A 15,246-nucleotide genomic window follows, 5' to 3' on the forward strand; every position below is an offset into this window, starting at 1 on the left:
CGACCCGGCGGTTCAGGTCATGTGGGCGGCACGCCTACTGACCACTATCTATCACTTGGGCTACCTCGTACAGATTGGGATCGATCTCGTCCGTCAACTGATCGAAATGACCCCACTCCTTCCGGAATTCCGGCGATTGATGAGCCGATCGCAAGAGATCGCGATTCTGCCATTGGACGTAGTTGACGATGCGCCGCCCGTCGAGGCTGCGATGCAGGCTGATTGAGATGAAGCCAGGCTGGCGCGCCATAAAGCGCGCCCGCTCGGTCATGACGGACAATGCCTCGGCCTGCTTGTCCGGTTCAGAATCGACGATTGTGATTTGGGTGACGGGTTGGTTGTCGGTTCGGATCTGTGTCATGGAAACCTCGCTAGATTGGCGATGGATTTGCCGTGTCACTGCTGGCGGTCGACGGGCCGGCCCGAGCGATCGAGCACCCGATCGATCTTGCTCGCCATGATGAAATCGTTCTCGTGCAGTCCTTTGATCTTCTTGGTGCTCAGGGAAACCGTCACATAACCCCAGCCGAAGCTGATGTCGGGGTGATGGCCTTCGGTTTCGGCGAGCTCACCGATCTCCTGAACAAGGGTGAGCGCGTCCCGGAAATTGCGGCATCGAAAGCTCCGTTGGATGCGGTGGGCATCGTCACCCAGCTCCCAATCTGGAGCCTGTGCCTGGAAGCGTTGGGCTTCATCACGCGTGAGCGGCGGGACGCCGCCGCGACAAGGCGTACATGTTTTCTCGGCAAGAGTGTCGGTCATGTTCTTGTCTCCAAGACGATTTTTGGCAGCAAAAACGACAGCGACGAGCGCCTACCGATCGATCTCCCCGAACACGATGTCGAGCGAACCGATGATCGCCGAGATATCGGCTCGCATGTGCCCGCGTCGCTGGCCTTCCGGCGTCCTGGCTATAGTTTTCAGGCGCCGCTCAGTAGTCCATTCCGCCCATACCTCCTGTGCCACCCATAGCGGGCGCATCCTTCTGCGGAATGTCCGCGATCATTGCTTCAGCGGTGATCAGCAGGGCCGCGATGGAACCGGCATCCTGCAGGGCCGTGCGAACGACCTTGGCGGGGTCGACGATACCGGCCTTGATCATGTCGACGTAGAGTTCGGTCTGAGCATCGAAACCTTGATTGTGATCCTTGCTGTCCATGAGTTTCCCAACGACGATCGAGCCTTCGACGCCGGAATTCTCGGCGATCTGGCGGATCGGCGCCTCGAGCGCCCTCAGCACGATCGAAATGCCGGCCGTCACATCGGCATTGGCTCCCGTCAGCCCGTTAAGCGCCGACCTGGCGCGCAGCAGCGCCACACCGCCTCCGGGCACGATGCCTTCTTCCACCGCCGCACGCGTGGCGTTCAGCGCGTCGTCGATGCGGTCCTTCTTTTCCTTGACTTCCGTCTCGGTCGCACCGCCGACGCGAATGACGGCAACGCCGCCAGCCAGCTTCGCCAGCCGCTCCTGGAGTTTCTCCTTGTCGTAATCCGAGGTGGTCTCCTCGATCTGCAACTTGATCTGCTGGACACGCGCCTGGATGGTGGCTTTTTCGCCGGCGCCGTCGATGATCGTGGTCGTGTCCTTTTCGATCAGCGCGCGCTTGGCGCGGCCGAGCATGTCGATGGTGACGTTCTCCAGCTTGATGCCGAGATCCTCGGAAATCATCTGGCCGGCGGTGAGCACGGCGATGTCTTCCAGCATCGCCTTGCGGCGATCGCCGAAGCCCGGCGCCTTGACGGCCGCGACCTTGAGGCCGCCGCGCAATTTGTTGACGACCAGGGTGGCGAGCGCCTCGCCTTCGACGTCCTCGGAGATGATCAGCAGCGGCTTGCCGCTTTGCACCACGGCTTCGAGGATCGGCAGCATCGCCTGCAGATTTCCGAGTTTCTTCTCGTGAATGAGGATGTAGGGGTCCTCCAGCTCCGCGCGCATCTTGTCGGCATTGGTGACGAAATAGGGAGAAAGATAGCCACGGTCGAATTGCATGCCTTCGACGACATCGAGTTCGGTCTCGGCGGTCTTGGCCTCCTCGACGGTGATCACGCCCTCATTGCCGACCTTGTTCATCGCCTTGGCGATCATTGCGCCGACCGACGCGTCGCCATTGGCGGCTATCGTGCCAACCTGGGCGATCTCGTCCGAAGATTTGACTTTCCTGGCCCGGGCTTGAACGTCCTTCACCACGGCAGCCACAGCAAGATCGATGCCGCGCTTGAGATCCATCGGGTTCATGCCCGCGGCAACGAATTTGGCGCCCTCGCGCAGGATGGAAGCGGCCAGCACCGTGGCGGTGGTGGTGCCGTCACCGGCAAGGTCGTTGGTCTTCGAGGCCACTTCGCGCACCATTTGCGCGCCCATGTTCTCGAACTTGTCGGAAAGCTCGATTTCCTTAGCGACGGCGACCCCGTCCTTGGTCATGCGCGGCGCGCCATAGGCGCGGTCAATGATGACATTGCGGCCTTTGGGGCCGAGCGTCACCTTCACGGCATTGTTGAGGATCTCGACACCGCGCAGCATCCGGTCGCGGGCATCGGTAGCGAATTTGATTTCCTTGGCAGACATGATTTTACGTCCAGTTCAGTCTAGAAATTAGGAGAGCGCAAATCGCCCGGTCAGGCGGCTTTCTTGGCCGCTTTGGTCTTCTCGACGATGCCCATAATGTCGCTCTCCTTCATGATCAGGAGATCCTCGCCGTCGATCTTGACCTCCGTGCCGGACCATTTGCCGAACAGGATGAGATCGCCGGCCTTGACGTCGAGCGCGATCAGCTTGCCGCTCTCATCGCGCGAGCCCGGGCCGACGGCGATCACTTCGCCTTCCTGAGGCTTTTCCTTGGCGGTGTCGGGAATGATGATTCCGCCCTTGGATTTGTTGTCGCCTTCAGCGCGCCGAATGACGACGCGGTCGTGGAGTGGTCGGAATTTCATTGGGGGTTCTTTCTGCCGCCGCACATAGAGCGACTGCAACACTTAACATAGCCCCTTTGGCACTCGAATGATAGGAGTGCCAAATTTTCCAGGCTTGCCTGGCGACGCGTCGGCGCGTTCATTCACCTGCCGGCAATCGCCCTGCAGAGTTCGGCGCAACAGATGGTGCAGCTCAGCCCAGCAGACCTCGACGCCGCTCTCGAAAAGAACCTTGGATAATCATGACCGCACCATCCTTCATGCAACGCAGCCTTCCCGCTTGGGGAGCGGTTGCCTGCGCTGCGGCGGAGGCTTTCCTTGCGAGCCGCTTCAAAAATGATGCTGCGAAACGGCGCCGGCTTATCCGACGAACGCCTCACGCATCCGAGCGAACATGCCGGGCTGTCTCCCTGCAATCGCCGCACGGATGTGACGGGCGGCCGTTGCGGCGTTCACCGTCGCGCCGAAATGGCAATAGCAGATGATCTCATGCAATTGCCTGTCGGTCAGCTCGAAGAACCGCTTCGCTTCGCCGTAGTTGTCGTTTTCCAACCCGGCGGCGCGCAGGACAGGATCCTCGAAAGCGATCGAAATCGGCGTGTCGTGACCGCGCATGATCGCGCGCGCATTAGCCGGCTGGTACTCAGTCTGAGGCAGCGTCGAGAGGCGCCGGTCAGGGTTCCGTTCGAGGAGCTCCGCCCAGCGTTCAAGACGTTCGCTGCGCGACATGGTCTGGCGCGGGTAGGCCTGATCTATTTCGGCGACGATCTGCAGTTGCTCGATCGTTTGGTGCTTCATGTTGGCCTCCTATTCGGACGATAGTTGGTCCACCCATATCCTTCTTATGCCTGCAGCCAGCGTGACTCCAACGGATCGTGAAGTCCAATCACGATGATGCCTGGAGGGCTTCGTTCACGCAGATGTGGAGGCTTCGCAAAGATCCGGCCATAATTTGGCGAACGCGGTCAAATGCGCGGCTGTTCGACGATGTCGGTCTGGAGTCCGTGCCGATCGATGGGCAGAGTCTGTACTGGAGTGCCCCGGCTCCATTGCTGGCCGGGGCAGAGGGATCAAGGGAGTGGCAGTTTAGCTTCGAAACCGCCGAAGGCCGGGCCGATGCGAGTTCTCCGCCCGGTCGTTGGGGCCCTTGTGGCTCCAGTGTACGACTTCCGGCATGACCTGGCGCCTGGCTACTCCGTAGGATCGCAGTTTGTCCGTGTCGAAACCATTATCGAAGTTACCCGGCCCGATGGCGGAGTGTTGCGGATTGCGCTCGATCCAAGGACCGGTCCGTCCAACAAGTTGAGCGGAAGCCGTCTCAAAAACGGTCCAGGCTGTGCGTCGTCAGGATGGTAGCCGAACCAGCGAAACAGCCAATCAGGGGTCCCTTCCTTCGACCTTTAGAGATGAGCGACCCATTTGCCCTCTGGTAGGCAAACAGGCTGGATAAGGGTCTTTGAGAAACGCGCAATACGACCGCGCCGGCATGATCGCCAGCGGCGCGACCGGCGGCTGCAGGCGTGCTCGACGAGTAGCGTTGCGCATGGATGTCAAAAGATCGGCGATGCCATCCAGCACCCGTGTGATCGATGCGGCGCGCGTTATCCTGATCTTCCAGCACGGCTCCGCGCAGCCGCACCCCTCATTAGACCGTTTCGAGCCGACTGAACCGAACTGGGATGAGTTTCCGAGTCTTGAGTTGCCCTGCCGCATCCTTGTCGATGACAGTCAGCAACTGTACTTTTTCAGATCCCACAGGCAGAATCAGGCGTCCCCCTGGCTTGAGCTGCTCAAGCAAAGCCGGCGGCGTCGGCTCAGCCGCCACCGTGACCAGGATCTTGTCGAATGGGGCGTGCTCAGGCCAGCCACGAGACCCGTCTCCGACACGAATGCCGACATTGGAGGAGCCGAGGCCCTGCAGGAGAGACTCGGCATAGCTTGCGAATTCTTCGATGATTTCGACGCTCCAAACTTGCCCGGCGAGTTCCGCGAGGATTGCGGCTTGGTAGCCCAGGCCGGTGCCGATCTCCAGCACTGCCTCGTGCGGTTGGGGAGCAAGGAGATCGGTCATGAGAGCGACGATGAAGGGCTGCGAGACGGTTTTGTCGAAGCCGATCGGCAACGGCATGTCCTCGTAGGCATAAGGCGCAAACGGGGCTGGCACGAAGCGATGCCGCGGCACCCGCCGCATCGCTGCCATCACCCGCTCATCGAGCGTCGCCTTGCCGAGTTCTTCGCTTGCAAGGTCGGCATGGATTGCAATCACCTCGACCATGTGCCTGCGTAGAACCGCGAGGTGCTCTTCGTTCATCGGCTTCATGACGGTGGGGCGTTCCTCAACCAGTCTGCTGCCTGATAGCCTTATACCCTGTTCGTCTTGTCACAGTAACCATGTCGTCGAGAACGCGGCTTCGGTTGGGGCGGGTTGTACCGCCCTGCTATCTCGTCGCCGTCCTTGGTGCTCTCCCGTTCCTCGCACCGGGGGTGGAACGGCGTGCGCATCAGAAGCTCGCCAGCCAGGCGACAACACCGATATAGCGGATCGCCAGCCAGTTGAGCACCAATAGGCCGAAGGCCAAAACGACGCCGAACCCTGCGCTGTCGCTCACCGGCTCCTTCCCGTGCTGATCGTGCGTGATCTGGTGATTGACGATGACCGAACCTGGGCGAGCCAGCAGCGCTATTCGCGCTGCAGGCGAGGCGAGGGCGAACGCCGGCACAGCCGGCGCGGCGCTTCCGTTGCATTTACGCCGCCTCCGGACCGTCACTACTGCGCTGTTTGGATGCGCGTTCCGGCCTCCGCTTTCGCCGAGGCCAGCAGTAGCGGCTCATTTCTCGAGCTTCCACGGACAACCGGAATAAGGCTAAAAATCGCGACTCGGTCCGTAGTCGCCGATTGGCGCGACATGCGAGACCAAGCCGGTCTCGGGCGACCAGGCGTGGAGCGCAAAGCCAGGAGGCTCGAGGATAAATCGGATGGGCTGGCCCGGGCGAAGATCAAGCGCCAGCTGATGCGCCACTCCGGGCACAACGAAGCCGACCGTGCCGGCCCAGCGACGGGTGATGGGGCGATGGTGATGGCCAGCGACCACGCATTCAATTTCAGGATGGCTTTCGACAAGCCCCGCGAATGCGCTGTCGGTTCGGCACATCGTCGCGTCCATCCCGCTGACACCGGTAACGAAGGGTGGGTGATGCATGAAGACCAGCGTCGGGCGACCGTCGCCTTCAGCGAGACGATCGGCAAACCAAGCCGCTCGTGCGGCGCAGATAGCACCGCCGACCTTTCCCGGCACCACCGTGTCGAGGCCGATGAGCCGAACTGGAAAATCCTCGACAACGTAATGCAGAAAATCCTCAGCTTGGCGCAGATAGGGATAGGCCGCGGCGAGGCCGTCGCGCATCGTCTCGCGCCGGTCGTGATTGCCCGGAATGACGAATACCGGCATTGCCAGGCGGGACAAGATATCAACCACGAGAGCGTACTCGTCCAGGCCCCCGCTATCGGCAAGATCGCCCGTGACGAGGACGCAATCGGGAACAGGGTCCAGGGCAGCGATCGTGGCAATGGCGCGCCGCGTCATGGCATTGGTGTCGATGCCAGCATATACCATTTGGCCAACGGGATGGACATGGAAGTCGCTAATCTGAGCAACGAGCATGGAAAGAAGTCCAAGTGGAGGGATAACCGGGGGCCGGTTGGCGCCCGCGCGGTGAATGGAGTGGCGCCGATGCGGATCGGTACCTTACCTGCTCCGAAGCCGTGAGCTTTCGGAGCCCTGCTATCTCATCGGAGCTTGAGTTTCCTGGCAAGGCGTTCGGCCCATCCTCGGGGGGAGACCGGTAATTTTGCTGGNNCCAGCAAAATTACCGGTCTCACGATTTACATGTCCAAGGCAACAGCTCCGAGGCACGGCTTTCACCATTGGGCACATCTGTGGCAGCCGAGGGCCACAACTAAGGGATACTCTTTGTTGCCATCAAGATGATCCTCCTCTGAGCAAACGGGAACGGAAAGATCATGCGCATGCTGACGACAATCGCCGTCCTTTTGGCACTCGGCGTGGCGTCGCCAGTTTACGCTCAATCCCCGGGCGCGCAACGTCCCCAAGATGTAACCCAGGCTCCGCCAACTTTGTGTGACCAGGCTTCACGAGCGTAGCGGTCATCGACATCGAGGATTTGCCTCCGGAAATTAGATCGGAGGTCGATGCCGTGATTACCCAAACGAGCTCTGAAGAGTAGTATATCCTGCAAAGTTCGATCGATGCGACGCCACCTGCCGTGTCGGTGTCGGTGTCGGTAGCGGTCGGGCTGGATTCGTCGCATGTGGTCGCTGCCAACATCGGTGACGATGGCCCAGACGACGACTTGATTTGATCGTCGGTCAGGCGCCGCACTTTGCATCGGGCATTCGAGATCGACTGCGAACTACGAGGCCGGAAGGATTGCCATGGCCGAGGCCGCAATTCGCAACTTCACCATCAATTTCGGACCGCAGCATCCGGCCGCGCATGGTGTCTTGCGGCTCGTGCTTGAACTCGATGGCGAGGTCGTCAAGCGCGTCGATCCGCATATCGGCCTGCTCCATCGCGGGACCGAGAAGCTCATAGAGCACAAGAACTATCTGCAGGCCCTGCCCTATTTCGACCGGCTCGACTACGTCGCGCCAATGAATCAGGAGCATGCATTCTGCCTCGCCGCCGAGAAGCTGCTCGAAATATCGGTTCCCAGGCGCGGAAAGCTCATCCGTGTCCTTTTTTGCGAAATCGGCCGGCTTCTGTCGCACCTTCTCAATGTGACGACGCAAGCCATGGATATCGGCGCGCTGACCCCGCCGCTCTGGGGTTTTGCCGAGCGCGAGAAGCTGATGGTCTTCTACGAGCGCGCTTCCGGCGCCCGCATGCACGCGAATTATTTCCGGGTCGGCGGCGTGCATCAGGATCTGCCTCCGAAGCTTCTGGACGACATCTGGGATTTCTGTGACCCGTTCCTCAAGGTCTGCGACAATCTCGAAGTGCTGCTCACAGACAACCGCATCTTCAAGCAACGCAACGTCGATATCGGCGTGATCGGTCTTGACGATGCCTGGGCTTGGGGCTTCTCCGGCGTGATGATACGCGGATCGGGCGCGGCCTGGGATTTGCGCAAGGCGCAGCCATATGAATGTTACCCCGAGATGGATTTCGACATTCCCATCGGCAAGAACGGGGACTGCTATGACCGCTATCTCGTCCGCATGGAGGAAATGCGCCAGTCGGTGCGGATCATGAAGCAATGCCTGGAAAAATTACGGTCGCCGGAAGGCCGGGGCCCGGTCGCACTTCCAAATCAAAAGATCACGCCACCGTCGCGTGCCGAGATGAAACGCTCGATGGAAGCGACGATCCATCATTTCAAACTTTATACCGAAGGGATTCATGTGCCGGCCGGTGAAGTCTACGCCGCCGTGGAGGCGCCAAAGGGAGAATTCGGCGTCTATCTGGTTTCCGATGGCAGCAATGTTCCGTACCGGTGCAAGATCCGAGCACCCTCCTTCGCCCATCTGCAGGCAATGGATTTCTTGTGTCGGGGCCACATGATCGCCGATGTCTCCGCGATCATTGGTTCGCTCGACATCGTGTTCGGAGAGATCGATCGTTAAGCCGAGTTGCAATCATACAATCTTTTCGACGTGCATCCGAAGGGACATGTTTGGAAGGGCTGCGCGGAATGTTTCCGATGCAGTGACCCTTCGCGGTCGCAAAAGGGCGGCCTCGGGCTTTGTCAGGTGGATCCATGCAGCCAGTCTGCTGGCGTTGAGAGCGTTGGAGCCTGATCAAGCATGCGAACCTAACTGCTTTTTCGAGGACACTGCGGGAGCGAGCGGGCAAGACAGAGCTCATTGATTGCGTTATCAAAGATGCGAACAAGCAACAGCTCCAACACTGGGACCGACCACCGAACCCGAGTTTCACAGAGCCGGCAGCACCATCCCAAGTCGGAACTCGGTTTCCTTCTCCGGCTCTCATCGACAACTGGCCCCCAAAGATCAGTTCGTATCGTGCCTCGAAGCCGCTTTGAGGAACTCCCACCGCGGTAGCGCCCATAGCCCGCCTTCATGAGCAAATAACCCGCCTCGCACGTGCGGCCGAGGTAGCAGCGAGGAATGCCGGATAATGCCGGATGTCGGTCAGGTCTTTTGTCCGAACTTCGCCCTTCTCGATAGCGAGCGAGACAGCGCGTTCCCTCAATGGAGGCTTGGGATCACCAAGCCAAATCCGCTCGGCGCGGTCGCGATCCGCATCCTGATGGAGGGCTCTGGGTTAGTTTTGAGGGATCGGCAGCATATGTTTCGTTCGGCCCGCGGGAGCCGCCGCTTTTTCTTCGCCAGACCTCGATTTTGCTCACTAGGACGCGGCATTCCCTCCCGAGGGCGTTTCGCTAAGTCGCGATCTGGCGCTCCATTTCGACCTCGGCCTTTAGACTTTCGATGTCGCGGAAGATCGAAGCGACAGCCAGTGTACGTCCATTGCGTTTAAAACGCACAAGACAATCCTTGGCACCAATGTCTCCATCGACCGCGATCTCGTCCCATTGCCCGGCATGGCCGACATAGTTGATGGGTACATCGTAATGCTGGCTCCAAAAGAACGGCACCGCGACGAATTTCTCGCGATGGCCGAGCATGTTGAGTGCTGCAGTTTGTCCCTGCCTCTCTGCAACCACCCAATGCTCGACCCGAATGTTCTCGCCAGTGTGTGGATCTGGCCACCGGGCAATGTCGCCAGCCGCGAAGATCTCCGGTGCGCTCGTCTCCAGAAAGGCGTTCACCACGACACCGCGATCAAGGCTAAGGCCAGCCTTTTCGGCGAGCCCGATCCGCGGTCGCACGCCGATGCCGGCGACGACGAAATCCGCCGACAAGGTAACACCGCTGCTGAGTTTCACCTTCCTGCCGTCAATGCTGATCGCAGTGTCCTCGAGATGGAACACGACACCATTCTCCTCATGGAGGGCGCGGATGAAATCGCCCATCTGCGGACCCAGGACACGCTCCATGGGCCGCTTACCTGGCGCCACGACATGAACGTCGATATCGCGCGAGCGCAGGGCCGCGGCAACTTCCAGGCTAATGAAACTGGCGCCAAGCACAATGGCGCCGCGGGCAGTCGTGGCTCGCTCGATGATCGCCATGCAATCTGCGAGCGAGCGCAGCGTGTGAACGTGTGGCTGGTCGGCGCCGGGTATGGTCAGGCGAACCGGTTCGGCTCCGGTCGCAAGCAGCAGCCTGTCGTAGGGAGTCCGGGACCCGTCCGCGAGTACAACCTCACCAGAACCTGCATCGATACTGGCGACGTTCGCATTGAGACGCAGGTCGATGTCGTTCTTTGAATAAAAGCTTTCCCCACGCAGCGGAACCCAATCCGCCGGTGCTTTGCCGGCGAGGTACTCCTTGGAAAGATTGGGACGATCAACGGGCGGCGCTTCGTCGTTGCTGAACATGACGATGCTGCCTTGATAGCGTTCGCGCCGCAATTTTTCGGCCGCTGCGAAACCAGCCGCTCCGCCGCCGACAATGACGATTTTCTCTGGAACCTGGCCAGAGCTTCCATCACGCCGCCTCGGAGCCGTCCGTTTGCGTTTCTCCCCTACGAATATCCGGTCATCGCGCAGCTCCACCGACCAGCAAGCGAGTGGATTAAAGGCGGGGGCGCGCAAGGCCTCGCCTGTTCGCAAATCGAAGCACGCGTGATGCCACGGACACCGAACGGTATTCTCCACCACAACACCGTCAACGAGCGGCCCGCCGTAGTGTGTGCATGTCGCGCCGATGGCGAAGACCTCAGTGCTGCGGCGCACCAACAAGACCTGTTCCTCGCCACAATGGCCGACGAGCTTTCCGCCATCGGGAAGGTCGGATAGCGCGATGCCCTGGACCAGATCCGGTCCGCTCGGTTTGATGTGGTCTTCGGCCATCTTCTTCTCCCTTTGCGACCCGCGGCAACGGGGCAATCATAGGATCGCTTGGCCAGTTTTACTCCAGTCGGCGAGAAAGGACGCAGGCCCTTGGCTGCATAGCGGCTTTCTAAGCACCGCTGGCGGCACGGTCGCGACATCAGCGCCTGCGAGAAAAGCCCGAACCATAAGTAGAATGCGGGGCTTCGGTGGAATGTTCCAAAACCTGGTTCGGGCGATGCTGTGCGTGGAGGCGAAGCGCCGCAGCGCCGGTCATCTAAGACCGGGGATCGCCCTAGTCTTGCCGCTCATATGCGCGCCCAGTGTCAGTGCTTGCGGGAAATTCCGGACAGCCGCCCCCATCAATGCTGCGCCACCGGGGCTGAGGGCCATTCGGGCGATGGCTGCAGCTGCGTAGACCCGCGTCGAAAACAATCCTCTCCAGGCCGCTCGGTAGCGTCTGCCAGCAATTTCGCGCCCTGCCCGGCCGCTTGGCGCTCCCGCGAATTCCGTGGCCAGCAGCCAGCTGGACTGAAGCGCCATCGAGATGCCTTCGGCGATGATCGGATGAGACTCCCCGGCGGCATTGCCGACTCGGAAGATATCCCTTTCATAGCAGGCGCGGATGCCAGGCCGGATCGGGCCGGCTGCAAGCCACGGACCGTCGAGGCGGGCTCCATCCAGTGCATCACTCACGCCGCGGCAAGAAGCCATGAGATGGCGGAAAACCGCGTCAGCGGCCGAAAGATTGCCATCCTGTTTAATGCCATCATGTTCGAAACCACGGTCCCTGCGCAGCCGCGCGAGCATGTCACGCCTTTTGCAGCATGAGATTGACATGCGGCCATGATCGGCGAAGACCATGCCGCCGTAGCCGCCGGGAAATGTCAGCAGAGGCATCAGATCAGGCGCGAGTGAAGACCCTGTGAAGTGCGCCTTGAAGCCGAGCAGGTCCGACGAGAGGCTGGCCTTTTCGAGCTGGCTTGGTAGTGTGCCCGGGTCCCAGGAACCATGCGCGGCGACGATCACCGGAGCCCGCAAGATTGTCGCTTCGTCCCGGGAATTCTCATCTCTTGCCTGAATTCGCACCGCTTGCATATCGCCATCCTGGTCGATGGCGACGGCGCGGCAAGGCTGGAAGATTTCGGCGCCTGCCGATCGCGCCGCCTGCAGCAGCAGAAAGTCCAGGATGTCCCGGCCCAGCGCCCGACCAAAGCCATCTTCTGGCCCATATTTCGCCCCGGGCATCGGCGCCTCGACGTTGGTCTGACCGGAAAAGAAGCCCACACGGCGGATTTCGGGACCGGCATTGGCGCGCCAGGCGTCGCCGATCTCCAGCCGGTCGAGAAGCGCCAGATTGCTTGCCGAGATGTATTCGCCGCACACCTTGCGGCGCGGGAACACGCTCTTTTCCACGATCGCCACGGCCCATCCGCGCCGGGCCAGCACCAGCCCGAGCGAAGTGCCTGCCGGGCCAGCGCCGATGACAATCGCGTCGTGGGTGGATGGTCGCCTCATGGTCATCTCGAGCCGGCATGGGCGCCGGCGCCGACGAAGACGTGCGAAAAGGGACCGGCACGCCGCTCCTCGAGCGGCTTGCCGTTGGCCGCAAGCCAGAGGTCGGAAAGCTCTCTGCCACGAAAGCCAGCGCGCACGCTCTGGGCGGCATCATGTCGGGTGACGTCGTTGGCGCCGATCGCCGGGAGAAGACGGGTCGCGGCCAGCGCGAACCTTGCCCTCAGCGGTTCCGTCGCCAGGAGCAGCGGGGCTTTCCACGCCAGCAGTGAAAATAGACGCACAAGTTCGGCATCGTTGAAATGATGCAGGAACAGATTGACAGTGATCGCGTCGAAAGGCCCGCCGCCTGACGTTTCCGCCCAGTCGAAGACGTCGGCCGTGATGCCTTCGAGCTTCCATCCCAGCCTGTCGAAATCCGCTGAGAGCTCAGGGGTGACGAGGTCGACGCGATCGAGCATCGTCAGCTCGACCTTATGCCAGTATCGTGCCATTCGCCGCGCGAGCTTGAGCATAAAGGTGCCGTCCCCGGCGCCGATTTCCAATATGCGGCCCGGCGGCCTCGGCACGAATTTCCTGAACAATGACGCCTTGATCGGCGCCTTAAACATCAACGTATTGATACAACGGAGGTCACGGCGCGAGGCAAGCGCCCGAGGATCGTCGGCCGCAAGCCCGTCAAGGATTTCCGGGACGAGGCTGCGTTGGCTGAGCGCCTTCATGATACGGTTCGAAAAAGCATGGTTTCAGCCGTCAATCCGGGTCCGAACGACATGCCGCAGCCGAGCAGTCCGGACGGCGCCTTCAGCATGTTTTCCAGAACAAACATTACGGTGGCCGACGACATGTTGCCGTATCGGCGTAGCATCTCGCGCGACGACTCTAGCGCAGCGGGCGCAAGGTTCAGCGCCCTTTCGACGGCGTCGAGAATCGAACGTCCGCCGGGGTGTACGGCCCAGAGATCGATCGCTTCGGTTGGCCGGTCGCCGAAGATGGCGCCCTGGTTGCTCCGCAAAGTCTCATGAACCGCGGCCGGCACCTGGCCGGAAAGAACCATATCGAAGCCGTGGTCGCCAATGTCCCACCTCATCAGATCCCGCCCCTCGTCGGCGACGGTGCAATGAAACCTGTCGAGCTCGATGCCGGGCGGCTCGGCGGTGACAAGTGCGGCCGCGCAACCGTCGCCCCAGAGGCAGAAGGACAGCAGCTTTTCCAGCGCGGGACGCGGGACCGCCGCCCCCGGCGAGAGGTGCCGTTTCCGGCGCGCCGGTGCCGCGCCAGCGGCCCCAGGAAAAAGGGCGCACAAAGCGGAGGCGATGAAATGTCCGTAAGACAGGCAGGTCCATTTCACTGCCAGAGCCAGTTCGTGACCTCGAGACCGGTTAACAGGGCGCCGAAGGAGCGTCAGCATGGCGACGCCGCAGGCGGGACGCGGGACCGCCGCCCCCGGGGAGAGGTGCCGTATGACGGGGGAAGGTCCGTCAGAGTCGCATCAGGCTGAAGAGCGGCATCCGTTGAAGCCTAGCCTGGCGTTGCAAATGGACCAGACAGCGGGGTCCGGGGAGATGACCTCGCACTTTGCTTGGTGCCATAGAGCAGGCCAAGAGGCCTTACATCGGCGAAACAGTCGAAGCCAACACGGCCTTTTTGCCCAGTACGCCGAACACGTTTCGAGAGAGCCAACTCCGTTGGTGAAGATCATGTTGGGCAAATGGGCACCGCTCAGAAGCGGTTGACGCTGCCAATTGCTGGGAGTTGCAATCGATACGCCGCTTATGATCGTTGAGCGACCGTTTTCCGGACAGATCGGAGCTGGACGCGGCCGATCTCGGCGCTGGTAAGAGTTGGCAATCCTTTCCACGGACATGTCGCCGAATTCAAACGCTTTTCGCAAAGACCGTTTTCAACCACCTCAACGGTTCGGTGGCTGACCCTATGTCGGCAACAAATTCCTGGCCCCTTCCCGCTGATCGTACTTCTCCTCCGTCCAGCCAACGGCCTGGCGGATGAAACGACATGCCGCTGCCGCCCGATCTTGGATGCAGCCATTCGGGCACCTGCCAAACGGATTTGAGATGAGACGTTGCAGAGGTCAAAACATGGCCTCTGCCAAGAACTCCGCTGCCCGGCAATTTTAAGCCAGGCAATACCGAAAGTCTCTCCGAAGCTAGGTAAATCGTATTGTTGCTTCGCTCATGCGCAGACCATCGCTCCCATCCTGGTCGAACGTGCGGATGCAAGCCAAGCCAGCCATGGCGCTTTACCAAATTGGCACCTCGGTTTCCAACGAGATGGACTTCGCCGATTTCCAGCCAGCCGAATATCAGGTGCATCGGCTGGCCTTCGTAGCGCCATTGGCCGTTCTTGCAGGCAGCGTGTCGGAAGAGCCCCCAGAATAAGAACAGATCGCCTGGACCGACGTTTTGACGACTTAGATGAGACTGCGCCGCACCAATCTGCCCGAGTGCGCCGCGCCATAAACTGGGACGGGGCAACCGAGTGGCACTCGGATCAATGTCGGGGTCGAGATGACAATAAGAATTGGCAGTGTGCCTGCCACGGGTAAGGTCGTTGACCAATGATGGGATAGGGTCGCGAAGGTCTCGGTATCGCGTATGTTTCAGATCGAGCGGAATAGGAAGGGAGATCGGACGACCGTCAACAATCGGGCTAGGTGCTCCCCCTGCAGAACTGTCAAATCCCTTGCGGCTGAAGATGATTTTCATTGCCCGCCCCTTCCGGACATGCCGTCCGTGTCCCCTGCCCAGACCCTTAAGCCTCAAACCCGCATGGCTAGTCACGACTGTTCAATGCGAGAGATATTCCGGGTTTCCAGTGGCCCAACCTAGCCGAGGCCGCTGCGACTGGTTGATCTGGTCGCAC

13 protein-coding genes and 3 pseudogenes are annotated in these 15,246 nt (G+C 60.7%); 1 reads left to right on the forward strand and 15 read right to left on the reverse strand.

Annotated features, from left to right (window positions below; translation table 11 throughout):
• Positions 1-34: 34 nt before the first annotated feature.
• The 9 genes and pseudogenes from FCU66_RS26930 to FCU66_RS26970 form a co-directional block, all read right to left on the reverse strand.
• Positions 35-361 carry an antibiotic biosynthesis monooxygenase family protein gene (locus FCU66_RS26930; protein ID WP_095199207.1) on the reverse strand — a complete coding sequence of 109 codons (327 nt, stop codon included), beginning with the start codon at positions 359-361 and terminating at the stop codon, positions 35-37.
• Positions 362-396: 35 nt separating this feature from the next.
• Entirely contained in the window at positions 397-762 is a 366-nt protein-coding gene (locus FCU66_RS26935) for a 4a-hydroxytetrahydrobiopterin dehydratase (protein WP_136621984.1), read from the reverse strand.
• 51 nt (positions 763-813) lie between these two features.
• Positions 814-888, reverse strand: a pseudogene (locus tag FCU66_RS43000) (NADH-quinone oxidoreductase subunit D-related protein); the annotation flags it as partial.
• A gap of 43 nt (positions 889-931) precedes the next feature.
• The gene (gene groL / locus FCU66_RS26945) at positions 932-2,566 is read right to left on the reverse strand and encodes a chaperonin GroEL (protein ID WP_136621985.1); all 1,635 of its coding nucleotides are present in this window, start codon (positions 2,564-2,566) and stop codon (positions 932-934) included.
• Between the two features lie 50 nt (positions 2,567-2,616).
• Complete coding sequence (locus FCU66_RS26950) at positions 2,617-2,931, reverse strand: co-chaperone GroES (RefSeq protein WP_136621986.1); 315 nt, start codon at positions 2,929-2,931, stop codon at positions 2,617-2,619.
• A 339-nt stretch (positions 2,932-3,270) separates the two neighbouring features.
• A complete protein-coding gene (locus FCU66_RS26955; protein ID WP_136621987.1) occupies positions 3,271-3,708 on the reverse strand; it encodes a hypothetical protein in 438 nt (145 codons plus the stop codon).
• Between the two features lie 294 nt (positions 3,709-4,002).
• A pseudogene (locus FCU66_RS26960) lies at positions 4,003-4,128 on the reverse strand (IS6 family transposase); the annotation flags it as partial.
• A 427-nt stretch (positions 4,129-4,555) separates the two neighbouring features.
• A complete protein-coding gene (locus tag FCU66_RS26965; RefSeq protein ID WP_136621988.1) occupies positions 4,556-5,230 on the reverse strand; it encodes a protein-L-isoaspartate(D-aspartate) O-methyltransferase in 675 nt (224 codons plus the stop codon).
• 544 nt (positions 5,231-5,774) lie between these two features.
• Complete coding sequence (locus FCU66_RS26970; RefSeq protein ID WP_136621989.1) at positions 5,775-6,572, reverse strand: phosphodiesterase; 798 nt, start codon at positions 6,570-6,572, stop codon at positions 5,775-5,777.
• 791 nt (positions 6,573-7,363) lie between these two features.
• Between FCU66_RS26970 and FCU66_RS26980 the strand changes: the two genes are divergently transcribed.
• On the forward strand, positions 7,364-8,554 hold the full coding sequence (locus FCU66_RS26980; protein WP_136617923.1) for an NADH-quinone oxidoreductase subunit D: 1,191 nt from the start codon (positions 7,364-7,366) through the stop codon (positions 8,552-8,554).
• Between the two features lie 779 nt (positions 8,555-9,333).
• On the opposite strand, the gene FCU66_RS26990 is transcribed toward FCU66_RS26980, so the two are convergent.
• From FCU66_RS26990 to FCU66_RS27010, 6 genes and pseudogenes are all read right to left on the reverse strand, one after another.
• Positions 9,334-10,869: an FAD-dependent oxidoreductase gene (locus tag FCU66_RS26990; RefSeq protein ID WP_136617924.1), complete on the reverse strand. Its 1,536-nt coding sequence runs from the start codon at positions 10,867-10,869 to the stop codon at positions 9,334-9,336.
• A gap of 36 nt (positions 10,870-10,905) precedes the next feature.
• Positions 10,906-11,031: pseudogene (locus tag FCU66_RS42110) on the reverse strand (fructose-6-phosphate aldolase); the annotation flags it as partial.
• Positions 11,032-11,121: 90 nt separating this feature from the next.
• The gene (locus FCU66_RS26995) at positions 11,122-12,366 is read right to left on the reverse strand and encodes an NAD(P)/FAD-dependent oxidoreductase (protein WP_136617925.1); all 1,245 of its coding nucleotides are present in this window, start codon (positions 12,364-12,366) and stop codon (positions 11,122-11,124) included.
• A 2-nt stretch (positions 12,367-12,368) separates the two neighbouring features.
• The gene (locus tag FCU66_RS27000) at positions 12,369-13,085 is read right to left on the reverse strand and encodes a methyltransferase domain-containing protein (RefSeq protein WP_136617926.1); all 717 of its coding nucleotides are present in this window, start codon (positions 13,083-13,085) and stop codon (positions 12,369-12,371) included.
• Entirely contained in the window at positions 13,082-13,714 is a 633-nt protein-coding gene (locus tag FCU66_RS27005; RefSeq protein ID WP_246094032.1) for a 3-oxoacyl-[acyl-carrier-protein] synthase III C-terminal domain-containing protein, read from the reverse strand. The genes FCU66_RS27000 and FCU66_RS27005 overlap by 4 nt, the downstream gene beginning before the upstream one ends.
• Before the next feature lie 526 nt (positions 13,715-14,240).
• Positions 14,241-15,089 carry an Nmad3 family putative nucleotide modification protein gene (locus FCU66_RS27010; RefSeq protein WP_136617927.1) on the reverse strand — a complete coding sequence of 283 codons (849 nt, stop codon included), beginning with the start codon at positions 15,087-15,089 and terminating at the stop codon, positions 14,241-14,243.
• Between the last annotated feature and the right edge of the window lie 157 nt (positions 15,090-15,246).

Origin of the sequence: Mesorhizobium norvegicum, assembly GCF_004919685.1 — a bacterium.
Lineage (GTDB): Bacteria > Pseudomonadota > Alphaproteobacteria > Rhizobiales > Rhizobiaceae > Mesorhizobium > Mesorhizobium norvegicum.

Excerpts from the sequence above, each read along its gene's own strand:
- FCU66_RS26930 (WP_095199207.1), bottom strand. The coding sequence starts at position 361 with ATGACACAGATCCGAACCGACAACCAACCCGTCACCCAAATCACAATC.
- FCU66_RS26935 (WP_136621984.1), bottom strand. The coding sequence starts at position 762 with ATGACCGACACTCTTGCCGAGAAAACATGTACGCCTTGTCGCGGCGGC.
- groL (WP_136621985.1), bottom strand. The coding sequence starts at position 2,566 with ATGTCTGCCAAGGAAATCAAATTCGCTACCGATGCCCGCGACCGGATG.
- FCU66_RS26950 (WP_136621986.1), bottom strand. The coding sequence starts at position 2,931 with ATGAAATTCCGACCACTCCACGACCGCGTCGTCATTCGGCGCGCTGAA.
- FCU66_RS26955 (WP_136621987.1), bottom strand. The coding sequence starts at position 3,708 with ATGAAGCACCAAACGATCGAGCAACTGCAGATCGTCGCCGAAATAGAT.
- FCU66_RS26965 (WP_136621988.1), bottom strand. The coding sequence starts at position 5,230 with ATGAAGCCGATGAACGAAGAGCACCTCGCGGTTCTACGCAGGCACATG.
- FCU66_RS26970 (WP_136621989.1), bottom strand. The coding sequence starts at position 6,572 with ATGCTCGTTGCTCAGATTAGCGACTTCCATGTCCATCCCGTTGGCCAA.
- FCU66_RS26980 (WP_136617923.1), top strand. The coding sequence starts at position 7,364 with ATGGCCGAGGCCGCAATTCGCAACTTCACCATCAATTTCGGACCGCAG.
- FCU66_RS26990 (WP_136617924.1), bottom strand. The coding sequence starts at position 10,869 with ATGGCCGAAGACCACATCAAACCGAGCGGACCGGATCTGGTCCAGGGC.
- FCU66_RS26995 (WP_136617925.1), bottom strand. The coding sequence starts at position 12,366 with ATGAGGCGACCATCCACCCACGACGCGATTGTCATCGGCGCTGGCCCG.
- FCU66_RS27000 (WP_136617926.1), bottom strand. The coding sequence starts at position 13,085 with ATGAAGGCGCTCAGCCAACGCAGCCTCGTCCCGGAAATCCTTGACGGG.
- FCU66_RS27010 (WP_136617927.1), bottom strand. The coding sequence starts at position 15,089 with ATGAAAATCATCTTCAGCCGCAAGGGATTTGACAGTTCTGCAGGGGGA.